Raw genomic sequence first — 21,045 nt, 5'->3', positions numbered from 1 at the left:
TCCGTTTGTGCTGCTGCGAATCGACCCGGTCATGGCACTGCAGGTTGATGGCAGTCAATGGACGGACGGCCGCGATGGGCCATAGTCGGCGGGCTTGCATCATGGATGTGGGCACCCAAAAGGTTTCAACCAGGCATCCATGACCCGCACAGGCGCAACAGCCCACACCATCACAACCCCGCGGCTTGGGCGGCGGGCATGGCTGTTTGGCGTGGCCAGTCTGCTGTGCCTGGGCGACGCGCATCCGGTGGCGGCGCAGCCTCTGGTCTTTCGCATATCCACTGAAAACACGCCCACCCACTTCCAGACCCTGGTGGTGCAGCGTTTTGCCGACACACTGGCCGGCAAAACCCGGGGCAAGCTGGCGGTGGAGTTTCACCACAGCGCACAGCTGTTTCGTGACCAGGATGTGATCCGGGCACTCAGCGACGGCAAGGTGGACATGGCAGTGCCCGGCAACTGGCAATTGGACCGCTATGACCCGTATGTCAGCGCCCTCATGCTGCCCGTGCTGATGGGGCGCAGTGCGGCCGAACACCACCGCTTTCGCGATGGCCGGGCTGGCCAACTGATCTCGCAGCATCTGGCTGAATCGATCAACGTGGTGGTGCCGGGCCGCTGGATCGACCTCGGCTTTGCCCATGTGTTCACCACCGGCAAGGCCATTGCTGGCTACCAGGACATGGCAGGCATGCGCACCCGCATCGCAGGCGGTGCGGCGATTGCCGCCCAGGTCTCTGCCGTAGGCGCCGTACCGACGGTTGTGCCCTGGCCCGACCTGCCCAATGTGTTGCAGCAGGGCCGCATAGATGGCCTGCTGACCACCCATGAAACCGTTGCCAGCGCCAGGCTGTGGGACATGGGCGTGCAACATGCCACGGAAAACATGTCCTACTTTGCGCAGTACATCCCGGTGGTGTCGCGCAGCTGCTGGGAGCGGCTCAGCCCGGACCTGCGCCTGGCGGTGCAGCAGAGTTGGGAGTCGGTGGTGGACGATGCCCGTGCCCAGTCCAGCAGCGCCCAGCAGGAAGCCAGGCGCACCCTGCAAGCCCATGGTGTGCGCGTGATGGATCTGAGCCCGCAAGCCCTGCAAGCCTGGCGCCAGGAACTCATGAAAGGGCAAGCGGCCCTGGCCAGGTCTTTGGGCATTCCGGACACCTTGCTGGCTGAGGCCGAGCGGCAATTTGGACGGGCTCCATGAGCCATACCCACCTGGCAGTCCACGCAGACCTGCGCCCTTCAGCAACACCCGCGCGCAGTGTGATGGTGTTCGTGCTGGGCCTGGCAATCACCACCATTGGCGCACTGGCCTGGAAGGAAATCGACAGCTGGCACAGCGCCCAGCACGCTGTGCGCAGTGAATTGCAGTTGCAAAGCCTGTCGCTGAGCTCGGTGTTTGAAACCGCGTTTGAATCGGCCGAGCAAACCCTGAATGGCGTGGCCTACCGGCTGGAATACAACCAGGGCAGGCCCGCCGTCGCGCTGGATTTGCGCAGGCGCATGTTGCGCTCGCCCTCCTTGAGTGATTTGCGCTTCTACCGCTCGGACAGCCACCTGGTTGAACGTGCCAGCCTGACTCCGCTGGCTGCTGACACCCTGCCCCTGTGGGTACAACAGCAAACCAGCCAAGGCCGCCTGACCGGCTATGGCAGGGACGGCGACGACTTCGCTTTCTACCGCATGTCGCGCGCCCCCGATGGCCGTGTGCTGGGTACGGTGTACGCCACCCTCGCTGACGACTACTTCCAGACGGTGTCGTCCCAGAACCTGGTCGCCCAGGCCAGCACTGGCTGTCTGGTGGGCCCAGGCGGCGACATCCTGCTGGACCTGGGTGAGCCAGGCACGTCCTGCCGACTGGGACGCAATGCGCAACTGATCAAGCAACTGAGCGAAAAAATCGGTGGCTATGGCTCCAGCGTGCAGGAGGTGGACGGCAGCTTCATGGTAGTGCAGCAACTCAGGAACCACCCCCTGAGGGTGGTGCAGATTGCCTCAGGCGACCTGGCCCTGGACAAATGGAAAGACGGCGCACGCTACAGCCTGGCAGCCATGCTGCTGGTAGCGCTGGCTGCATTTGTATTCATGCGCTACTACCACCATGCGCTGCACATCCGCACGCGGGCCGAGCAGGCACTGCTGCAGATGCAGGCCCACATGCAGGCCAGCCACGACTTGCTGGACCGCCTGTCACAGCACGTGCCCGGGGTCATCTACCAGTACCTTGAGCGTGCGGATGGAAGCTCGGCATTTCCCTATGCCAGCCAGGGTCTGGAGGAAATGTTTGGTGTGGCACCCGCCAACTTCATGCGCGATGGCACCCCCATTTTTGAGCGCGTCTATGCCGATGACAGCGCCGCACTCACAGCCTCGTCGCAGGAGTCGACGCGTTCACTGTCCACCTGGCAGCATGAGTTCCGCATCAACGACCGCTCGGGCGCCATACGCTGGCTGTCCGGGCTGGCCAACCCTATGCGGCTGGACGATGGCAGCACACTCTGGCACGGCTTTATCAAGGACGTCACCGAACGCAAGCGTCTGGAGGCCAGGCTCACGCTGGCGGCCAGCGTGTTTACCTCGGCCAAGGAGGGGATTCTGATCACCGACGCGGCAGGCACCATCGTGGATGTGAACGAGACCTTCTGCCTCATTACAGGCTTCAGCCATGAGGAAGCACTGGGCCAGAACCCGCGCATGCTCAACTCGGGCCGCCAGCCACCCGAGTTTTATGCCCAGCTGTGGAGCAGCCTGCACGAAAAAGGCCATTGGTATGGCGAAGTCTGGAACCGCCGCAAGAGTGGCGATGTGTATGCCGAAATGCTCACCATCAGCAGTGTGCATGACGCAGCGGGTGCGATTCAAAACTATGTGGCCCTGTTCAGCGACATCACGCCGTTCAAGGAACACCAGCAGCAACTCGAACACATTGCCCATTACGACGCATTGACCGGCCTGCCCAACCGGGTCCTGCTGGCTGACCGGTTGCACCAGGCCCTGATTCAAAGCCAGCGCCGCAAGCTCTGCCTGGCCGTGGTATTTCTGGATCTGGACGGTTTCAAGGCAGTCAACGATACCCATGGCCATGCCGCCGGTGACGAGTTGCTGATTGCGCTGGCACAGCACATGCAGTCCGCCCTGCGCGAGGGCGACACGCTGGCGCGCATAGGCGGTGACGAGTTTGTTGCCATCCTGACTGACCTGGAGCATGCGCATGACTGCGAGCCCATTCTGGTGCGGCTGTTGCAGACCGCCTGCGAGCCGGTTCACCTGGGCCAGTTGGACCTGCGCGTATCGGCCAGCATGGGGGTTACGCTGTACCCGCAGGACGGCGCCGAGGTGGACCTGCTGATGCGCCAGGCTGACCAGGCCATGTACGCAGCCAAGCAGGCAGGCAAGAACCGCTACCACCTTTTCGACGTGACGCAGGACGCCGCCATACGCCAGCAACGCAACAGCCTGGAGCGCATTGAACAAGGCCTGGCACTGGGCCAGTTTGTCCTGTTCTACCAGCCCAAGGTGAATCTGCGCACCGGCACGGTGGTGGGTGCCGAGGCGTTGATCCGCTGGCACCACCCGGAGCGTGGCCTGCTGTACCCGGCCGCCTTCCTGCCGGTAATAGAGAACCATCCGGTCAGCATCAAGCTCGGAGAGTGGGTCGTGCACTCAGCGCTTGCGCAGGTCAGCCTCTGGGATGCGCAGGGTCAATCGCTGCCGGTCAGCGTCAACATCAGTGCGCTGCAGTTGCAGCAGCAGGATTTCCCCGATCGGCTGCGCAGTCTGCTGGCAGACTTCCCTGGCCTGTGGCCCGGTCTGCTGGAGCTGGAGGTGCTGGAGACCAGCGCCTTTGAAGATCTGTCACGGGTCAGCGCCATCATTGCCAAGTGCCAGGACATGGGCATAAGATTTGCGCTGGATGACTTTGGCACCGGGTATTCGTCGCTCACCTACCTCAAACATCTGCCCGTGGAAACCCTCAAGATAGACCAAAGCTTTGTGCGTGACATGCTCATTGATGCCAATGACCTGGCCATCGTGAATGGCATCATCGGTCTGGCCCGGGCGTTTGGCCGGCAGGTCGTGGCCGAAGGGGTGGAAACCACCGCGCACCGCGACTTGCTTGTCTCCATTGGCTGCGATGTGGCACAGGGCTTCGGCATCGCCAGGCCCATGCCAGCCAAGGACTTTCCGGCGTGGGTCAAGCAGTGGCAATGTCACTCCGACGCATCCAATATGCTTGCCTCCCGTACTTCCAGTTAGCCTGACCCCTACTCCTTCGCCATGACAACAACAAAAACAAAAATCATCGGCTGCCTTCTGGCACTCAGCGCCCTCAGCGCCCAGGCCTTTCAAATCACCAGCCTCTCACCGCAAGGCGAGGTAGCGCGGGTGCGCCAGGTGCTGGCCAAGTTTGACGACAGCGCCATCGCCTTTGGCGACCCCAAGGCCGAGGCGCCCCTGGCCATCAGTTGCAACGACGCACAGGCCAGCAAGGGCTCGGGCCGCTGGGTCAACGACCGCGCTTGGGCCTATGAGTTCGAGCGCGACCTGCCGCCCGGTGTGCGCTGCACCTTGCAAGTAAAAGCGGGGCTGCAGTCGGCCAAGGGAGTTGCGCTGAGTGGCCCCACCAGCTACCGCTTCACCACCGGCGGGCCTTTTGTGCAGACCCTGCGGCCGTATGAGGGCAGCAGCATCGACGAGGAACAGTTCTTTGCCCTGCGCCTATCGGGTGAGGCGTCATTGAGCAGCGTGCAGGCGCATACGTACTGCACCATGGAGGGCCTGGGTGAGCGCATTGCCGTACGCCTGCTAGAAGGCAGCGAGCGCGCTGCCCTGCTCAAGGCCCAAGGCTGGGACAAGGAGGCTACGGCCCGTCCGCTGGCCTATGTCACCCTGGCCTGCAAGCGCCGCCTCACGCCGTCCGCCAAGGTGCAACTGGTGTTTGAGCGCGGCGTGGCCACACCCGGCGGTATTGCCAACAGCGTGGAGAAGCGCTTTGCCTACCAGGTGCGCGAGCCCTTTGAGGCCAGCTTTGCCTGCGAGCGCGAGAACGCGCAAAGTGCCTGCCTGCCCATACGCCCGCTGACGCTGTCCTTCAACGCGCCCGTGCCGCGCAAGCTGCTGGAGGGCATACGCCTGGTGGGCCCCAAGGAGAGCTTCAAGCCGGTTTTCGATGCCGGCGACCAGGGTGAGGAAGCTGCGGACAATGTGCTGAACAGCATCCGCTTTGCAGCCGTGCTGCCCGAGCAGACGCAGTTCAGTATCGAACTGCCCAAGGGCTTTGCGGACGCCAGCAGCCGCACGCTGCGCAACGCGGCCAACTTTCCGCTCAAGGTGGCCACCGGTGCCATGCCGCCGCTGGCCAAATTTGCCGCCTCGCCCTTTGGCATCGTGGAGCGCTTTGCCGAACCGAATGGCGTGGCCCTGCTGCCGGTGACGCTGCGCAATGTGGAGGCTGCCTTGAACATCAAAGGCCTGAACGCGGCCACCCTGGCTCCGAAGCCTGTGGCCGACGCGCCCAAGGGCAAGGTCAGCGACTTCAAGCCCGGCACCGATGCAGAAATCATCGCCTGGTTCCACAAGGTCCAGCGCTATGAGGCCAGCAGCATTTCACGCAGCCAGGCCGCCAAGGACAGCCGCACGCCCCTGCCCAAGCCGCTGGAAAAGGCTGGCAGCGACTGGGTGCAGACGCGCATGGTCTCGCTCTTGCAAGGCCAGCCCAAGGTCACCACCCTGGACCTGCCCAAGCCTGTGGGCAATGACCCGCGCCCCTTCGAGGTGGTGGGCATTCCACTGGATGCGGGCTTTCATGTGGTGGAGATTGCCTCGCAAAAACTGGGTGCCTCGTTGCTGGATGAGCGTTATGGCAATGCCCGCACCATGTACGTTCGCACCTCGGCGCTGGTGACCAACCTGGGCGTGCACTTCAAGCTCGGGCGCGAGAACGCCCTGGCCTGGGTGACCACGCTGGACAAGGGGGCGCCGGTGGCGGGTGCGGCCGTGCGCGTGTCCGACTGCCGTGGGCGCGAAGTGGCCAGCGCCACGACAGACGCGCAAGGGGTGGCCAAACTCAGCGGCATCTCACCCATGGCGCCTGCCTGCAACACTGGCCCAGAGGGTGGCAACAGCGAGTACGACGGCGTCTACAGCCAGGCCTACTTTGTCAGCGCCCGCGCCCCGCAGCCCGCAAGCGACGGCAAAGGCGTGGTGCAGGACCTGGCCTTCACCTGGAGCGACTGGAACAAGGGGATTGAGTCCTGGCGCTTCAACCTGCCGGCCAGCACAGCGCCACAGCCCGACGAGCGCGCCCACACCATCCTGGACCGCAGCCTGTTGCGCGCGGGCGAGACGGTGTCCATGAAGCACCTGCTGCGCACCGAGACCAGCCAGGGCTTTGGCCTGCCGGACAGCTACCCCGACACCCTGGTCATCACCCACGAGGGCAGCGGCCAGCAATACAGCCAGCCGCTGGCCTGGCGCAAGACCGCCACGGGCGGCCAGAGTGCCGAAAGCAGCTTTGCCATACCGCAGGCGGCCAAGCTCGGCGTGTACGGCATCACGCTGCGCGGTGCCAGCAAAGGGGGCGACGGGCGGCAATACAGTACCGGCCAGTTCCGCGTGGAAGAGTTCCGCCTGCCGGTGTTCGAAGGCCGTGTGAGCCCTTCTGGCAAGGAACAACTGGTAGCTGTCAAAACCGTGCCGGTGGATGTGCAGGTGAACTATGTGTCGGGTGGTCCGGCTGCCAATCTGCCAGTGCGCGTGTCGGCCCTGGTGCGCACCAAATACCTGAGCTTTCCTGACTTCGAAGCCTTCAGCTTTGCCCCTCCTCGCGGCAAGAAGGACACGGTGTCCGCCGGAGATGAAGAGACCGAGGTCAGCGACACCGACAGCCGCGTGGTTGCCGACAAGCTGCCCCTCACCCTGGACAAGAACGGCGCGGGCAAGACCACGGTGGCCGACCTGCCGCTGGGCAAGCAGCCGCAGGACCTGCTGCTGGAAGCCACTTACTCCGACCCGAATGGCGAGGTACAGACCCTCCGCAGCACGCGCACGCTCTGGCCGGCAGCCGTGGTGGCGGGCATCAAGACCGAGGGCTGGGTGTCGAGTGGCAAGCAGATCAAGTTCCAGGCCCTGGCGCTGGACCTGGCTGGCCGGGCAAAGGAAGGCGTGGCGCTGGAGGTGAAGGCCACCGCGCGCATCGTCACCACCACGCGCAAGCGCATGGTTGGCGGCTTTTATACCTATGACAACAAGACCACGGTGAAAGACCTGGGAAGTGTGTGCTCGGGCAAGAGCGACTCCAGAGGCCTGCTGCTGTGTGACACCACGCTGTCCGAGCCCGGCGAGGTGGAACTGGTGGTCACGGCCAAGGACAGTGCGGGCAACAGCATACAGGCCGCGAGTTCCGTGTACGTGACCAAGCAGGGCGAGCTGTGGTTTGGTGGCGAGAACCACGACCGCATCGACCTGCTGCCCGAGAAGAAAAGCTACCAGCCGGGCGAGACCGCCACCTTCCAGGTGCGCATGCCCTTCCGCTTTGCCACCGCCCTGCTGACCGTTGAGCGTGAAGGCATTCTGGACACGCGTGTGGTGCAGCTCAATGGCCAGGACCCGACCGTGCAGGTGAAGGTGCAAGAGGGCTGGGGCCCGAATGTCTATGTGAGCGTGCTGGCCTTGCGCGGCCGCCTGCGCGAGGTGCCCTGGTACAGCTTCTTCACCTGGGGCTACAAGGCGCCGCGCGAGTGGTGGACCAGCTTCTGGTACGAGGGGCGTGAGTTTGTTGCGCCTACGGCCCTGGTGGACCTGAGCAAGCCGGCCTTCCGTTTGGGCGTGGCCGAGATCCGGGTGGGCAGCAAAGCACACCAGCTGGATGTGAGTGTGAAGGCCGACAAGGACAGCTACCCCGTGCGCGGCAAGGCGCAGGTGCAGATCCAGGTGAAGCTGCCCAATGGCCAACCCGCCGCGAACGCTGAGGTGGCCCTGGCCGCCGTGGACCAGGCCCTGCTGGAGTTGAGCCCCAACGACAGCTGGAACCTGCTGGAAGCCATGCTGCAGCGCCGCTCCTGGGGCGTGGAGACCTCGACTGCGCAAATGGAGATCATTGGCCGCAGGCACTATGGCCGCAAGGCCGTGCCCGCGGGCGGCGGCGGCGGGCACAGCGGTGCGCGTGAACTGCTGGAAACCCTGCTGCTGTGGAACCCGCGCGTGCAACTCGACGCCAATGGCCGCGCTAATGTGACCGTGCCGCTGAATGACGCGCTGACCACTTTCAAGATCGTGGCCGTGGCCGATTCGGGTGTGGGCCTGTTTGGCACCGGCTCCACGTCCATCCGCGCCACGCAGGATTTGCAGATCATCAGCGGCCTGCCGCCGCTGGTGCGCGAGGACGACCAGTTCCGCGCCCAGCTGACGCTGCGCAACACGACGAAGCAGGCAATGAAGGTGCTGGTGAGTCCGCGTGCCACCCTGCTCGATTTGCCGCCCCAGACCGTTGACATTCCCGCAGACGAGGCGCGCGAGGTAGCCTGGAACGTCACTGCACCGGCGCAACTGGCGCTCACCCGGAATGAAGCGATCCTGTGGGAGATCGAGGCCAAGGACACCGTCAGCGGTGCACGCGATGCCTTGAAGGCACGCCAACGCATCATCCCTGCCGTGCCGCTGACCGTGCAGCAGGCCACGTTGGTGCAGATCGACGGGCCCTTCAGTCTGGAGGTGAACCCACCGGCCGACGCCATTGCCAGCAACGGCACGGTGCGTGGTGGCCTGAAGCTGGCCTTGCAGCCCAAGCTGGCCGAGGGCCTGCCGGGCGTGCGCGACTGGTTTGCCAACTACCCTTTTGCCTGCCTGGAACAAAAGACCAGCAAGGCCGTGGGCCTGCGCGATGCCAAGCTGTGGCAGGGCGTTGCCGCACAAATTCCCAGCTACCTGGACAGCGACGGCCTGGCCAGCTACTTCCCGCCGCGCGACGGTGAGTCCAACCACGGCAGTGACACGCTCACCGCCTATGTGCTGGCCGCAACCCACGAGGCCGCCAGCATCAACCCGGCGTTTGCACTCAGCGACGAAGTGCGCGCACCCATGGAGCGCGGCCTGATCGCCTTTGTGGAGGGCCGCATCCAGCGCGACTTTTGGAGCCCGCGCAAAGACCTGGATGTGCGCAAACTCGCCGCCATCGAAGCCCTGTCGCGCTACGGCCGGGCCACCGGAAAAATGCTGAACAGCATCACCATCGCGCCCAACCAGTGGCCCACGCATGCGGTGATTGACTGGCTCAATATCTTGAAGCGCGTGGCCGATGTGCCCGAGCATGACAAGCGCCTGCTTGAGGCCACGCAAATCCTGCGCAGCCGCATCAGCTACCAGGGCACCAAAATGGTCTTCAGCTCCGAGCGCGATGACTACTGGTGGTGGTTGATGCAAAACGGCGACGTCAACAGCGCCCGCCTGATCCTGGCTGTGATGGACGACCCGGCCTGGAAGGACGACATGGGTCGCCTGGCCAACGGCTTTATCAGCCGCCAGCAGGGCGGCGCCTGGCACACCACCACGGCCAACCTGTGGGGTGGCATGGCGCTGGAAAAATTCTCGGCCAAGTTTGAAGCCACGCCAGTGGCAGGCAGCACCAAGGCCAGCCTGGGCACGGCCACTGCGGCGGTGGACTGGAGCAAAGTGCTGCGCGTCCTGCCCACCGACGCTTCTGGAGCTGCCAACCAGAGCACCTGGTTTGGCGCACCCGCCGCACCGGGCAACCTGCGCAACAACAGCATGTTCCTGCCCTGGGGCAAGGCAAGCGGCAAAGAGGTTGGCAAAGACGGTGGCAAGGACACTTTGAGTGTGACGCACCAGGGTACGGGCAAGCCCTGGCTCACGCTGCAGTCCCTGGCTGCCATCGAGCTCAAGGCTCCGTTCAACGCGGGCTACCAGATCAGGAAGACCATCACGCCGGTGGAGCAGGCCAACAAGGGCCTGCCCGCAGGCAGTTTTAGTCGCGGCGATGTGCTGCGCATCACGCTGGAGGTGAATGCCTCAAGCGACATGACCTGGGTGGTCATCACCGACCCGGTGCCCGCAGGCGCCACCATTCTGGGCAGCGGCCTGGGGCGCGACTCCGAAATCGCCACCCAGGGCGAGAAGGCGCAAGGAGCTGGCTGGGCAGCGTTTGAAGAGCGCAGCTTCGAGTCCTTCCGCAGCTACTACCAGTACCTGCCCAAGGGGGGGGTGAAGATGGAGTACACGGTGCGCCTCAACAACGTGGGCAGCTTCTCGCTGCCGCCCTCAAGGGTGGAGGCCATGTATGCGCCGGAGATGTTTGGCGAGTTTCCCAATGCGAAGGTGCGGGTGGAGGCGGTGAAGTAGTGGCTTACAACTGGGCTGGCCTTTTGTTCAGCAGTGTTGGCTGGCAGCGGGGCGACAGGGGGCTGCGGCCTCATGGTGCCAAACGCGCACAAATCGGCCGCACCCCCCTGCCGCCCCGCTGCGAAGGAATATTGCTGGCACTCGTTCTCACAACGATCCACGCGGCGGCAGTGGCAGCGCCCAGCTTCAACGAAGTCCAAGCCAGCTACCAGCCCTCCGACACCCTCATCCTGGACCGCCATGGCGAAGTGCTGCAGCGCGTGCGCACCGACAACACGGTGCGCCGCGGGCAGTGGATGGCTCTGCAGGACGTGTCCCCTGCCCTGCGCACGGCCCTGGTGTTGAGCGAAGACAAACGCTTTTATGAACACAGCGGCGTGGACTGGCGCGCGGTGTCGGCGGCGGCCTGGGGCAACCTGTGGAACAGCAAGACGCGCGGCGCCTCCACCATCACCATGCAGCTGGCGGGTTTGCTGGATGAGGACCTGAAGCGCGGTGCCGGTGGGCGCAGCGTGGTGCAAAAAATCGGGCAGACCGTGTCCGCCCAGTTGCTGGAGACCACTTGGCGCAAGGACCAGGTGCTGGAGGCTTATCTGAACCTTGTGCCATTTCGCGGCGAACTGGTGGGCATCGATGCGCTGAGCCAGACCCTGTTTGGCAAGGCCGCACAAGGCCTGGACAACCGCGAGGCGGCCGTTGCCGCCGCTCTGGTGCGCGCACCCAACGCCCGGCCGCAGCAGGTAGCGCAGCGGGCTTGCAGCGTGCTTCAGGCTTTGCAGGGAGTGGGCCCCGCAAGCGACTGCGAAGGACTGGACCTGTTTGCACAAGCCGCCCTGCAACGGCGCGACTATGCCGCCAGCGTGGGCTTCGCTCCGCACCTGGCGCAGCGCGTGCTGGCGGCGCAACGTGAGCAGATGCAAGCGACAACCAAGACCGACAAAAATTTTGCAGGAATGGGTGTTGGCGTTGGCAGCGCCAGCAACATCCCGCGTGGCAGCCTGCGCACCACGCTCAGCGCCCCCTTGCAGCGCTTCGCCTCGCAAACCCTGCAGCAGCAACTGCGCGAACTGCAGGCCCGCCATGTGGAGGACGGCGCGGTGCTGGTGCTGGACAACGCCAGCGGCGAGGTGCTGGCTTGGGTAGGTTCTTCGGGTGAACTCAGCCGCGCCGCCGAGGTGGATGGCGTCACGGCGCTGCGCCAGCCCGGCTCCACGCTCAAACCGTTTTTGTATGCCCAGGCGATTGCCGAACGGCGCCTCACCGCCGCCTCCTTGCTGGATGATGCGGGCACACAAATCCAGACCTCGGGCGGGCTCTACATTCCGCAGAACTACGACCACCATTTCAAGGGCTGGGTGTCGGCGCGCACGGCTCTGGGGGCATCGCTGAACGTGCCCGCAGTGCGCACGCTGGTGATGGTGTCACCGGATGCCTTCCACAAGCAGCTGACAGCTCTCGGATTCCCGCTCAAGGAGACCGGCGACTACTATGGCTACAGCCTGGCACTGGGCAGCGCCGAGGTGTCGCTGCTGCAGCTCACCAATGCGTACCGCACACTGGCCAATGGCGGTCGGTTCGGTGCCACGCGGGCCGTCTCACCCACAGCCACAACTCTGGCCGCCTCTGCAGGCGCCACCAACCGTGCCACCACAGCACAGACGCGCCCCGTGCTCGATGCCCGCGCCGCCTTCATCGTGGGCGACATCCTGTCCGACAGCAACGCCCGCGCCCGCACCTTCGGCACCGACAGCCTGCTGGCCACGCGTTTCTGGACGGCGGTGAAGACGGGCACCACCAAGGACATGCGTGACAACTGGGCCGTGGGCTACTCAGAGCGCTACACCGTGGGCGTGTGGGTGGGCAACGCCAGCGGCGCGCCCATGTGGGATGTGAGCGGCACCACGGGCGCAGCCCCCGTCTGGGCCGCGGTGATGAACTACCTGCACAAGAGCCAGCCCAGCCATCCACCCAAACCACCAGCGGGCGTGGTGCAGATGGCGGTGGATGTTGCAGGCGAAGCCCCGCGCAAGGAATGGTTTGTCGAAGGCACCCAGCAAAGCCTGTTTGGTCTGGGCACCAACCCGGACAGCACACGGCCCACGACCGCCTCAGCCACCCGTGCTGCCCGCATCACCGCCCCCGCCAACGGCACCATCATCGCCCTGGACCCGGACATACCCCCTGCGCACCAGCGCCTGAGCTTCGCGGCCGACGGCCGTGACCTGCGCTGGCAGATGGATGGCAAAATCTTCGCCCAAGGCGCCAGCGCCCAGTGGCTGCCCTGGCCCGGGCGGCATGTGGTGAAGCTGGTCAACGCCCGGGGCGAGACGCTGGACGAAATCCGGCTGGAGGTGCGTGGCGCGGGGGTGATTGGCAAGCGTTAAGGCAGGTCAATCGCAGGGAGTTCCTCGCCGTGACAAAATTAATTCAAGCCGCCACCCCCTGATTTCAATCGCCCGCCCAGGCCTCTACCCGTACCATCGCACCAGTTCCAAAATTACAAGGCTCCCATGACCGTTATCACCACCATCGAAGACCTGCGCGTTCTGGCAGAAAAGCGCGTGCCGCGCATGTTCTATGACTACGCCGACTCGGGCTCGTGGACCGAATCCACCTACAAGGCCAACGAATCGGACTTCCAGAAGATCAAGCTGCGCCAGCGTGTGGCGGTGAACATGGAAAACCGCACCACCGCCACCAAGATGGTCGGGCAGGACGCCAAGATGCCGGTCAGCATTGCGCCCGTGGGCCTGTGCGGCATGCAGAGTGCCGACGGCGAAATCAAGGCGGCCAAGGCGGCTGAGAAATTCGGCATCCCATTTACGCTGTCCACCATGAGCATTTGCTCCATCGAAGACATCGCCCAGAACACCAGCGCGCCCTTCTGGTTCCAGCTCTACATGATGCGCGACCGCGATGCCATGAAGAAGATGATCGAGCGCGCTCGCGCCGCGCGCTGCAGCGCCCTGGTGCTCACCCTCGACCTGCAGGTGATCGGCCAGCGCCACAAAGACCTGAAAAACGGCCTGACTGCACCACCCAAGCCAACAATAGCCAACATCATCAACCTGATGATGAAACCGCGCTGGTGCTTAGGGATGGCCGGCACACGCCGCCACACCTTTGGCAACCTGGTGGGCCATGTGAAGGCGGTCACCAACATGAATTCGCTGGCCTCCTGGACCAACGAGCAGTTTGACCCCACCCTGTCCTGGGCCGATGTGCAGTGGGTCAAGGAGCAGTGGGGCGGCAAGCTCATCCTCAAGGGCATACAGGACCTGGAAGACGCACACCTGGCCGTGGCCAGCGGGGCGGATGCCATTGTGGTGAGCAACCATGGCGGGCGCCAGTTGGATGGCGCGCCCAGCAGCATCTCGGCCCTGCCGGAAATTGCACAGGCCGTTGGCGACAAGATCGAGGTGTGGATGGACGGCGGCATCCGCAGCGGCCAGGACGTGCTCAAGGCCTGGGCCCTGGGTGCCCGCGGCACCATGATTGGCCGCGCCTTTGTCTACGGCCTGGGCGCCATGGGCGAGGCCGGTGTCACCAAGGCCCTGCAAATCATCCACAAGGAGCTGGACATCACCATGGCCTTTTGCGGCCACACCAACATCCAGACCGTGGGCACCAACATCCTGCTGCCAGGCACCTACGACTTCAAGCCGTAAACCGGGCCACACCCACCAACTTCCGCGCTTGTTCAGGGCCCGGGAGCACGGGAGCAGCAGGCGTCCGCTCAGGCGCCCTGCTTGAGCGCCGTGACCTCAATCTCGATCTGCATGCGCGGGTCAGCCAGACCGGCCGAGATCATCATGGCCGCGGGCCGCACCTCACCAAAGTAGCGGCGCAGCACCGGCCAGCATTGCTCAAAGTCTTCGCCCCGGGGCAGCACATAGGTCACACGCACCACGTCTTTCAGGCTGGAGCCCGCCTGAACGAGCGCCGCCTGGATGTTCTTGAGGCACTGCTCGGTTTGCTCCAGCAGGCTGTCCGAGATGGTCATGGTGGTGTAGTCAAAGCCGGTGGTACCAGAGACGAACACCCAGTCGCCCGCCACCACAGCGCGGGAATAGCCAATGTCGGCCTCAAAGCGGGAGCCGGAGCTGATCAGTTGTCGGGGCATATGAAATTATCTCCAAAGGGATGTCCTGGTATTGCAAGTGACACCCAAGAATACACTTGTGCCCACCGACCACACCCGGGCAAAGAGGCCAAACAGTATCAAGTCCGGGAAATCAAGGAGTGGCTTACGGCCACAGGAGTAACGATATGAGCAGCATGAATTACAAAGGCTACACCGCACGAATCGAGTTTGACGAGGGAGACGGTATTTTTTGGGGCAAAGTGCTGGGTTTGCCCGCCACCACCAGCATCAGTTTTGAAGGCGACACCGTTGCGAAGTTGACGCGCGATTTCCATAACGCGGTGGACTTTTACATCACAGACTGCGCCCAATCTGGCAAGGAACCGCTCAAACCTGCCAGCGGAAAACTGATGCTGCGTGTAGGCCCCGAAGTTCACAGTGCTGCGCTTATCGCAGCCCAAGCCCACGGCGTTAGCCTGAACCAATGGGCTGCCAAAGTCTTGCAGGAAGCCGCGCTGGTCTAGCTCAACAAGGCCCTTTGCAAGCCCCCCTGAAGGCACAAGCATGACGCGCTTGCTGCCGCACTGCCCAAGTGGCAAATCGGCGCGTTTGCATCACACAGGGTCCGTCTCCATCATTGCATGGGCTGGCGGACGATGGTCTTCCACTTCTCGGGTGCTGCCCGGCGGGTATCGCTCAAATAAATCTCATGGTGCTTGCCACGCAGCCGGCCCCTGGCGGCAATGAACTGGTGCACTTTTTCAATCGTCGGCCCCTCTGCGGAGAAGGGTCCTATGTGCAGGGTTTGCGCGCACGGGCCCTCGGTGAAGGCTTCAAAGCGCAGCTTGTCCAGAGCGGGCAGATCCTTCTTTTTGCGCACCTCGGCCACCGCCTGGTCCACCAAGGCTTGGGTGATGCAGGCCGGCTGCATGACCATCGCCGTCCACTTCCAGTTGGATTTGTCGCGCAGGCCAAAGTCCTTCATGTCATCGGCCCACCACAGGCCTTCCAGCGGCATCACGCCATAGTCCAGGGCCAGCGGGCCCTTCTTCACAAGGAACTTGAGGGTGTAGGACACCGAAAACAGGGCCTCCACCGCCTGCGCAAAGGACGGCGCGGTGTTGGGGTCACCCTGCCCGTCCACCATCAGGAAGTGCATGGCAGGCACATCCACCTGCACCACTTCTTTGGCAGAGGCTGCGTACAGGTGCTTCAGCTCTTTTTTAAAATCTTTCTTCTCCATTTTTGCTCTCCTGTTGTTGCGCAGTACAGGACCATGGGGGCGCTCCCTATACTGTGATTTGCGTATTCTCAATCCCTTCAAGAACTCTGTTCCGTGTCCTCCTCCACCAGCCAGCCCAAGCCCACCGTGCGCCGCATCGCCCACCTGGACATGGACGCCTTCTATGCCTCGGTGGAGCTGCTGCGCTATCCCCAGCTCAAGGGCCTGCCGGTGGTGATTGGAGGCGGGCGGCGGCGCGAAGACGACTTGCTGGGAAGGTTGCGTGCGGCGCACCCGGAGCAGGAATGGTCGGCGGAACACTTGCACCGCATTCCGCTGAGCTTCTTCCCCATCCTGTCCGGCTACACCGGGCGCGGCGTCATCACCACCGCCACCTATGCCGCGCGTCAGTTCGGCGTCGGCTCGGCCATGGGGCTGATGAAGGCGGCCAAGCTGTGCCCGCAGGCGATTTTGCTACCCGTGGACTTTGACCAGTACCGCCACTATTCACGCCGCTTCAAGAGCCTGATCACCGAGATTGCGCCGCTCATGGAAGACCGGGGTGTGGACGAGGTGTACATCGATTTCACCGATGTGCCAGGCGGCCAGCGCGAGGGAGGGCGGGTGCTGGCGCGCCTGATGCAAAAAGCCATTTTTGATGACACGGGTCTGACCTGTTCGGTGGGTGTGGCGCCCAACAAGCTGCTGGCCAAAATGGCCAGTGAGTTCAACAAGCCCAATGGCATTTCCATCGTGCACGCGGACGATCTGGAAAGCAAAATCTGGCCACTGGCCTGCCGCAAGATCAACGGCATAGGACCCAAGGCGGATGCCAAGCTCAAGAGCCACGGCATAGAGACCATAGGCGAGTTGGCTGCGCGCGACCTGCAGTGGCTGATGGACACCTTTGGCGAGCGCACCGGCGTCTGGCTGCATGCGGCATCGCACGGGCAGGACGAGCGCCCGGTGGTGACCGAGAGCGAGCCGGTGAGCATGAGCCGCGAGACCACGTTCGACACCGATCTGCATGCCGTGCGCAACCGCGCCGAGCTGGGCGCCATCTTCACCCGCCTGTGCGAACAGGTGGCGCTTGACCTGCAACGCAAGGGCTATGTGGGCAAGACCATTGGCATCAAGCTGCGCTTTGATGATTTCCAGATCGTCACGCGCGACCAGACGATTGACCATTTCACCGCCGATGCCAAAGAAATACGCCAGTTTGCCGGCCAGTGCCTCAAACGCGCGCCGCTGCAAAAGCGCTTGCGACTGCTGGGGGTACGGGTGGGCGCGCTGCTCAAAGCCGAGGACGCGCAAGCGGGTGATGCAGTGCTGGCGCGCGCGCAGGAGAGTGCGCAGGACGACGAACGCACGGGCCAGCTTTTTTAGGCTGCCATCTCGCGCAGCAGCCAGTCCTTGAACACGCGGCTGGCGTGGCGGGTGCGCGTACCCTCGGGGGCAATCAGGTAATAGGCCTCTTTGAGTGGAATGGCGAAGTCAAAAGGACACACCAGTTGGCCCGAGGCCAGCAGGTCATTGGCAATGGTTTCATGCGCCAGGGCCACGCCCAGGCCGCGCTGCGCCCAGTCCAGGCTGAGCGCCCAGGTGCTGGTCCGGTGTACTGCAGGCAAGGCTCTGCCGCCGCCCTCCGGGCAGGCCTTGAGCCAGGCGCTCCAGCTCTGCGCCGTGCCCGGCAAATCAAACAGGCGCTGCGCCAGCAGGTCATCCAGCGTGCGGATCTGCTTGGCCAGCTTGGGGGAGCAGACCGGAAAAATGGTGTCACGCGTCAGGCGCTTGCCGCTGATGCCCTCCTTCTTGCCCAGCCCAAACACAATCTGCAATGAGGCCACATTGTGCGAGCGCTCCTCCGCCCACACCGAGGTGGCCAGATTGAGGTGCACGCTGGGGTTCTCTTCCATGAACTGTCCCAAGCGGGGCGTGAGCCAGAACAGGGCGAAAGACAGGTTCACCTGCAGCTCCAGCACATCCGGGTCATTGCGCGCTTGCAGCACCGTGGTGCCTTCTTCCAGCATGGCAAAGGCAGCCTGTACCGTGGGCAAGTAGCCACGACCCTCGTCGGTGAGTTCCAGGCCGCGGGCGCGGCGCAGGAACAGGGTGCGGCCCAAGGCGCTCTCCAGACTCTTGATCTGCTGGCTGACGGCCGACTGCGTCATGCTCAGCTCTTCGGCAGCCGACGTAAAGCTCAGGGCCCGGGCCGAGGCCTCAAAGGCGCGCAGCCAGTTCAAGGGAGGAAGACGGGCCATAAGTGTGCATCCATGCACCAAAAAAGTGGTGAGGTATTAGTGAGACATTAGTTAAACTAATCTTACACCGGATGCTTTTTTCGTTTGAAAGATGGAGTCATATCAAGCAGACTGCAGGGCATCAGCAACTGCTTTTCTTCCCCCATGAAAATTCACGACATGCCAGAGATTCTTGTCCGCACCGAACCGGGCAAAGCCCGGGTACTCATGCGCGACAGCACCCATGAAACCGAACTGCCTGCCCTGTGGCTGCGCGCCCGCAGCCCCGACCCCTCACAGCGCGACGCGGTCACCGGCCAGCGCCTGATGAACCCGCACCTGTTGCCGGACGATCTGTACCTGCTGGGTGCGCGCTTTGAAAAAGACATGCTGCACCTGGCCTTCAGTGATGGCTTTGCCGGCAGCTTTGATCCCCAAGAACTTCTGCGGGGCAGCGTGCTCAGTACCGGTTTGCCAGCAACCCGCGCCTGGCGTTCCGATTTGCAACGCAAACCGCTCTATGTCTGGGCCGATTTGCAGAACGACGAAGTGCTGTACCAGGCCCTGAAGGACTTCATTGAACTGGGCTTCCTGCTGGTGAACGAAACCCCCACACAGGCCGACTCCATCCTGCACATTGCCGAGCGTTTTGGCATTGTGCGCACCACCAATTTTGGCGACTTCTTCGAGGTGTATTCGCGCCCCGAATCCAATGATCTGGCCTACCGCCCGGTAGCCCTGGGGCCGCACACCGACAACCCCTACCGCACACCGGTGCCCGGTATCCAGATCCTGCAATGCCTGCAGAACGAAACCTCAGGCGGCTTCTCCACCCTGGTCGACAGTCTGGCCGTGGCCGAGCAGGTGCGCTTGGAAGACCCCGAGGGCTTTGCCTTGCTGAGCCGCATCCCCGTGCGCTTTGAGTACCGCGACGCCACCACCCATCTGGTCTCGGTCAAACCCATGGTGGAGCTGGACGGCGAGGGTCACATGACCGGCGTGCACTACAGCCCCCGCCTGGACGACATCCCCCTGATGTCGCAGGAGGACACGGTGCGCTACCACCGCGCGCGCAAGCGCCTGGGCACCTTGTTCGAAGACCCCCAATACGAGCTGCGCTTTCGCCTGAACGCTGGCGAGATGATGATGTTCGACAACAACCGTGTACTGCACGGCCGCACCTCCTTCAACCCCGCCGAAGGTCATCGCCAGTTGCAGGGCTGCTATGTGGACCGCGACGGCCCACGCAGCCACTACCTGGTATTGCAACGTAAATTCGGCTGACTGCCACGCAGGCCAACCGACAAGCCAACCGACAAGGATGTGACCATGGAAACCGTAAACTTTACCCAGATGAAAAACGGCACACAGGAGGAGTATGTGTTCCTGCAAAAGCTGGAGCATGACTACATCCGCGCCCTGCCCGACCGGCTGTTGGTGGCGCTTGAGCGCCTGGGCGGCTCATTGCAGGGCTACAAGCTATCGCGTCTGGAGCATTCGCTGCAAAGTGCCTCGCGCGCTGAGGACGATGGCGCCGACATCGAGATGATTGTGGCCGCGCTGGTGCACGACCTGGGCGATGAGCTGGCCCCGGAAAACCATTCGCAGTTTGCCGCCGACATCCTCAAACCCTATGTGCGGGCCGAGGTGACCTGGGTGGTGGAGATGCACGGCCTGTTCCAGATGCAGTACTACGCCCACCACTACGGCAAACCGGCAGATGGCCACCTGGTCCACAAGGACCACCCCTGGTTTGATTCCTGCCAGCGCTTTGTGGAGTTGTATGACCAGGCGGCCTTTGACCCGGCCTACCCCACACGTCCCCTGAGCTACTTTGAGCCCATGCTGCGGGAAGTGTTTACACGGCCTGCGTTCGCGCAGTCCCAGGCTTAGGCGACCAGCGGTGCCGCAACCAGGCGGTACAGGGACGTTACTTCCACCGCCCGCGCCAAGTGCAGCGGGTCGGTGGCATCCCGGGCCTTGGCGTGTTGCGGCTTGGCGTCGATGCGCGCCTTCACCTGCAGGCCTGCCGACGCGATAGCCGCCAAAAGTTCAGCGCGCGTGCGCAGCCCCAGGTGCTCGGCCAGGTCGGACAGAATCAGCCAACCCTCGCCCTTCGGTCTAAGGTGCGCAGCAAGTCCCTTTAAAAAACCCAGCAGCATGGCGCTGCCCTCGTCGTACACGGCATGTTCGATGGACGAACTTGCGCGTGCGGGCAACCAGGGCGGGTTGCAGACGATGATGTCGGCCAGTCCTTGCGGGAACAGATCGGCTTGTTGCAACTGCACCTTGTCAGCCACACCCAGTTGCGCCAAATTCTCCGCAGCGCATGCCAGGGCACGCGCGTCGTTGTCGGTGGCCACCACCTGGCCCACACCGCGGCGCACCAGCACCGCAGCGAGCACACCGGTGCCGGTGCCGATGTCGAAGGCCGTCAGCGCAGCGGTGTCCTTAGGGGTGTGAGCCACGGCCACCAGCGCTATGTATTCGCCGCGCAGAGGTGAGTACACGCCGTAGTGCGGGTAGATGCGGTTGTGGGGCGCCTCGCCCAGGGCCGCAATCTCCACGCCGTTCTTGCGCCACTCATAAGCGCTCACCAGGCCCAGCAGCTCGCGCATGGAGGCCACGCTGGCGCCCTCGCCTGCCACAGGCTCACCCCAGGCCTGGGCGCAGGCTTGGCGGGCGTCAGGACTGCGGCGCAGGCTCAAGCCATAGTCCGCATCAAAAGACAGCAGCACCATGCCCAAGACACGGGCGCGCTGGGCCTGGGCCTGGCGGTGCTGGTGAAAGCCTTTGGCCGCAAGTGCTGCCGACTCTTCTGCGCTTTGCTGAGGGTCTTTGGCTTGCAGGGCCGGGGCTTTGGGCTTGCGACCGCGCTTGTCGGTGCTGGCGGACTGGTCAATGCGGCGGCCCAGGGCCTGCAGCATTTGGCGCGCATTCTGGAAGTCGCCGCGCCACAGCAGCGCCGTGCCCTCGCAGGCCATGCGGTAGGCGGTGTCAGCGCTCAAGGTGTCATCGGCCAGCACCACTTTTTTGGGTGGCAGTGCGCCGCGCTCGGAGCGCCAGCGGGCGCTGCATTCCACGCCGCCCTCTTGCCATTGAATGGTTGGATGGGCCGTGGGGGTTTGAGATAGGGTCATGGTGTG

The 21,045-nt window shown here is 63.8% G+C and carries 13 protein-coding genes; 9 read left to right on the top strand and 4 right to left on the bottom strand.

Annotated elements, in window-relative coordinates; genetic code table 11:
• Positions 1–139: 139 nt before the first annotated feature.
• The 5 genes from dctP (at position 140) to DIC66_RS17895 (ending at position 14,021) form a co-directional block, all read left to right on the top strand.
• Positions 140–1,201 carry a TRAP transporter substrate-binding protein DctP gene (gene dctP / locus DIC66_RS17915; RefSeq protein ID WP_117179464.1) on the top strand — a complete coding sequence of 354 codons (1,062 nt, stop codon included), beginning with the start codon at positions 140–142 and terminating at the stop codon, positions 1,199–1,201.
• Complete coding sequence (locus DIC66_RS17910; protein ID WP_233505979.1) at positions 1,198–4,254, top strand: putative bifunctional diguanylate cyclase/phosphodiesterase; 3,057 nt, start codon at positions 1,198–1,200, stop codon at positions 4,252–4,254. Before dctP ends, DIC66_RS17910 begins: the two co-directional genes overlap by 4 nt.
• A 21-nt stretch (positions 4,255–4,275) precedes the next feature.
• Positions 4,276–10,353: an alpha-2-macroglobulin family protein gene (locus DIC66_RS17905; RefSeq protein WP_117179463.1), complete on the top strand. Its 6,078-nt coding sequence runs from the start codon at positions 4,276–4,278 to the stop codon at positions 10,351–10,353.
• Positions 10,354–10,484: 131 nt separating this feature from the next.
• Complete coding sequence (pbpC, locus tag DIC66_RS17900) at positions 10,485–12,737, top strand: penicillin-binding protein 1C (protein WP_233505978.1); 2,253 nt, start codon at positions 10,485–10,487, stop codon at positions 12,735–12,737.
• Between the two features lie 126 nt (positions 12,738–12,863).
• On the top strand, positions 12,864–14,021 hold the full coding sequence (locus tag DIC66_RS17895) for an alpha-hydroxy acid oxidase (protein ID WP_117179462.1): 1,158 nt from the start codon (positions 12,864–12,866) through the stop codon (positions 14,019–14,021).
• Positions 14,022–14,089: 68 nt separating this feature from the next.
• Here the strand turns inward: DIC66_RS17895 and DIC66_RS17890 are convergent, their stop codons facing one another.
• Positions 14,090–14,476: a RidA family protein gene (locus DIC66_RS17890; protein WP_117179461.1), complete on the bottom strand. Its 387-nt coding sequence runs from the start codon at positions 14,474–14,476 to the stop codon at positions 14,090–14,092.
• Positions 14,477–14,622: 146 nt separating this feature from the next.
• Between DIC66_RS17890 and DIC66_RS17885 the strand changes: the two genes are divergently transcribed.
• A complete protein-coding gene (locus tag DIC66_RS17885) occupies positions 14,623–14,961 on the top strand; it encodes a type II toxin-antitoxin system HicB family antitoxin (protein WP_117179460.1) in 339 nt (112 codons plus the stop codon).
• Between the two features lie 110 nt (positions 14,962–15,071).
• Here the strand turns inward: DIC66_RS17885 and DIC66_RS17880 are convergent, their stop codons facing one another.
• Positions 15,072–15,680, bottom strand: coding sequence for a GyrI-like domain-containing protein (locus DIC66_RS17880; RefSeq protein WP_117179459.1), 609 nt, complete (start codon positions 15,678–15,680; stop codon positions 15,072–15,074).
• 150 nt (positions 15,681–15,830) lie between these two features.
• On the opposite strand from DIC66_RS17880, the gene dinB reads away from it, so the two are divergent.
• Positions 15,831–17,045, top strand: a complete 1,215-nt coding sequence (gene dinB / locus DIC66_RS17875; RefSeq protein ID WP_117179511.1) for a DNA polymerase IV — start codon at positions 15,831–15,833, stop codon at positions 17,043–17,045.
• On the opposite strand, the gene DIC66_RS17870 is transcribed toward dinB, so the two are convergent.
• Positions 17,042–17,920, bottom strand: coding sequence for a LysR substrate-binding domain-containing protein (locus tag DIC66_RS17870; protein ID WP_117179458.1), 879 nt, complete (start codon positions 17,918–17,920; stop codon positions 17,042–17,044). The two genes, dinB and DIC66_RS17870, sit on opposite strands and share 4 nt — an antisense overlap.
• 144 nt (positions 17,921–18,064) lie before the next feature.
• On the opposite strand from DIC66_RS17870, the gene tmpA reads away from it, so the two are divergent.
• Both tmpA and DIC66_RS17860 read left to right on the top strand, forming a co-directional pair.
• Positions 18,065–19,183 (top strand): 2-trimethylaminoethylphosphonate dioxygenase, encoded by a 1,119-nt coding sequence (tmpA, locus tag DIC66_RS17865; protein WP_199534792.1) that lies wholly within the window; start codon positions 18,065–18,067, stop codon positions 19,181–19,183.
• A 45-nt stretch (positions 19,184–19,228) separates the two neighbouring features.
• Positions 19,229–19,792: an HD domain-containing protein gene (locus DIC66_RS17860; RefSeq protein ID WP_117179507.1), complete on the top strand. Its 564-nt coding sequence runs from the start codon at positions 19,229–19,231 to the stop codon at positions 19,790–19,792.
• Here the strand turns inward: DIC66_RS17860 and DIC66_RS17855 are convergent.
• Positions 19,789–21,039 carry a methyltransferase gene (locus DIC66_RS17855; protein WP_117179457.1) on the bottom strand — a complete coding sequence of 417 codons (1,251 nt, stop codon included), beginning with the start codon at positions 21,037–21,039 and terminating at the stop codon, positions 19,789–19,791. The two genes, DIC66_RS17860 and DIC66_RS17855, sit on opposite strands and share 4 nt — an antisense overlap.
• Between the last annotated feature and the right edge of the window lie 6 nt (positions 21,040–21,045).

This window comes from Rhodoferax lacus (assembly GCF_003415675.1).
Lineage (GTDB): Bacteria > Pseudomonadota > Gammaproteobacteria > Burkholderiales > Burkholderiaceae_C > Allorhodoferax > Allorhodoferax lacus.
The sequence above is the reverse complement of the archived record's forward strand: the minus strand, read 5'-3'. Positions and strand labels throughout refer to the sequence as shown.

Bases quoted from the DNA above. Each gene is read 5' to 3' on its own strand.
- dctP (WP_117179464.1), top strand. From the start codon at position 140: ATGACCCGCACAGGCGCAACAGCCCACACCATCACAACCCCGCGGCTT.
- DIC66_RS17910 (WP_233505979.1), top strand. From the start codon at position 1,198: ATGAGCCATACCCACCTGGCAGTCCACGCAGACCTGCGCCCTTCAGCA.
- DIC66_RS17905 (WP_117179463.1), top strand. From the start codon at position 4,276: ATGACAACAACAAAAACAAAAATCATCGGCTGCCTTCTGGCACTCAGC.
- DIC66_RS17895 (WP_117179462.1), top strand. From the start codon at position 12,864: ATGACCGTTATCACCACCATCGAAGACCTGCGCGTTCTGGCAGAAAAG.
- DIC66_RS17890 (WP_117179461.1), bottom strand. From the start codon at position 14,476: ATGCCCCGACAACTGATCAGCTCCGGCTCCCGCTTTGAGGCCGACATT.
- DIC66_RS17885 (WP_117179460.1), top strand. From the start codon at position 14,623: ATGAGCAGCATGAATTACAAAGGCTACACCGCACGAATCGAGTTTGAC.
- DIC66_RS17880 (WP_117179459.1), bottom strand. From the start codon at position 15,680: ATGGAGAAGAAAGATTTTAAAAAAGAGCTGAAGCACCTGTACGCAGCC.
- dinB (WP_117179511.1), top strand. From the start codon at position 15,831: ATGGACGCCTTCTATGCCTCGGTGGAGCTGCTGCGCTATCCCCAGCTC.
- DIC66_RS17870 (WP_117179458.1), bottom strand. From the start codon at position 17,920: ATGGCCCGTCTTCCTCCCTTGAACTGGCTGCGCGCCTTTGAGGCCTCG.
- tmpA (WP_199534792.1), top strand. From the start codon at position 18,065: ATGAAAATTCACGACATGCCAGAGATTCTTGTCCGCACCGAACCGGGC.
- DIC66_RS17860 (WP_117179507.1), top strand. From the start codon at position 19,229: ATGGAAACCGTAAACTTTACCCAGATGAAAAACGGCACACAGGAGGAG.
- DIC66_RS17855 (WP_117179457.1), bottom strand. From the start codon at position 21,039: ATGACCCTATCTCAAACCCCCACGGCCCATCCAACCATTCAATGGCAA.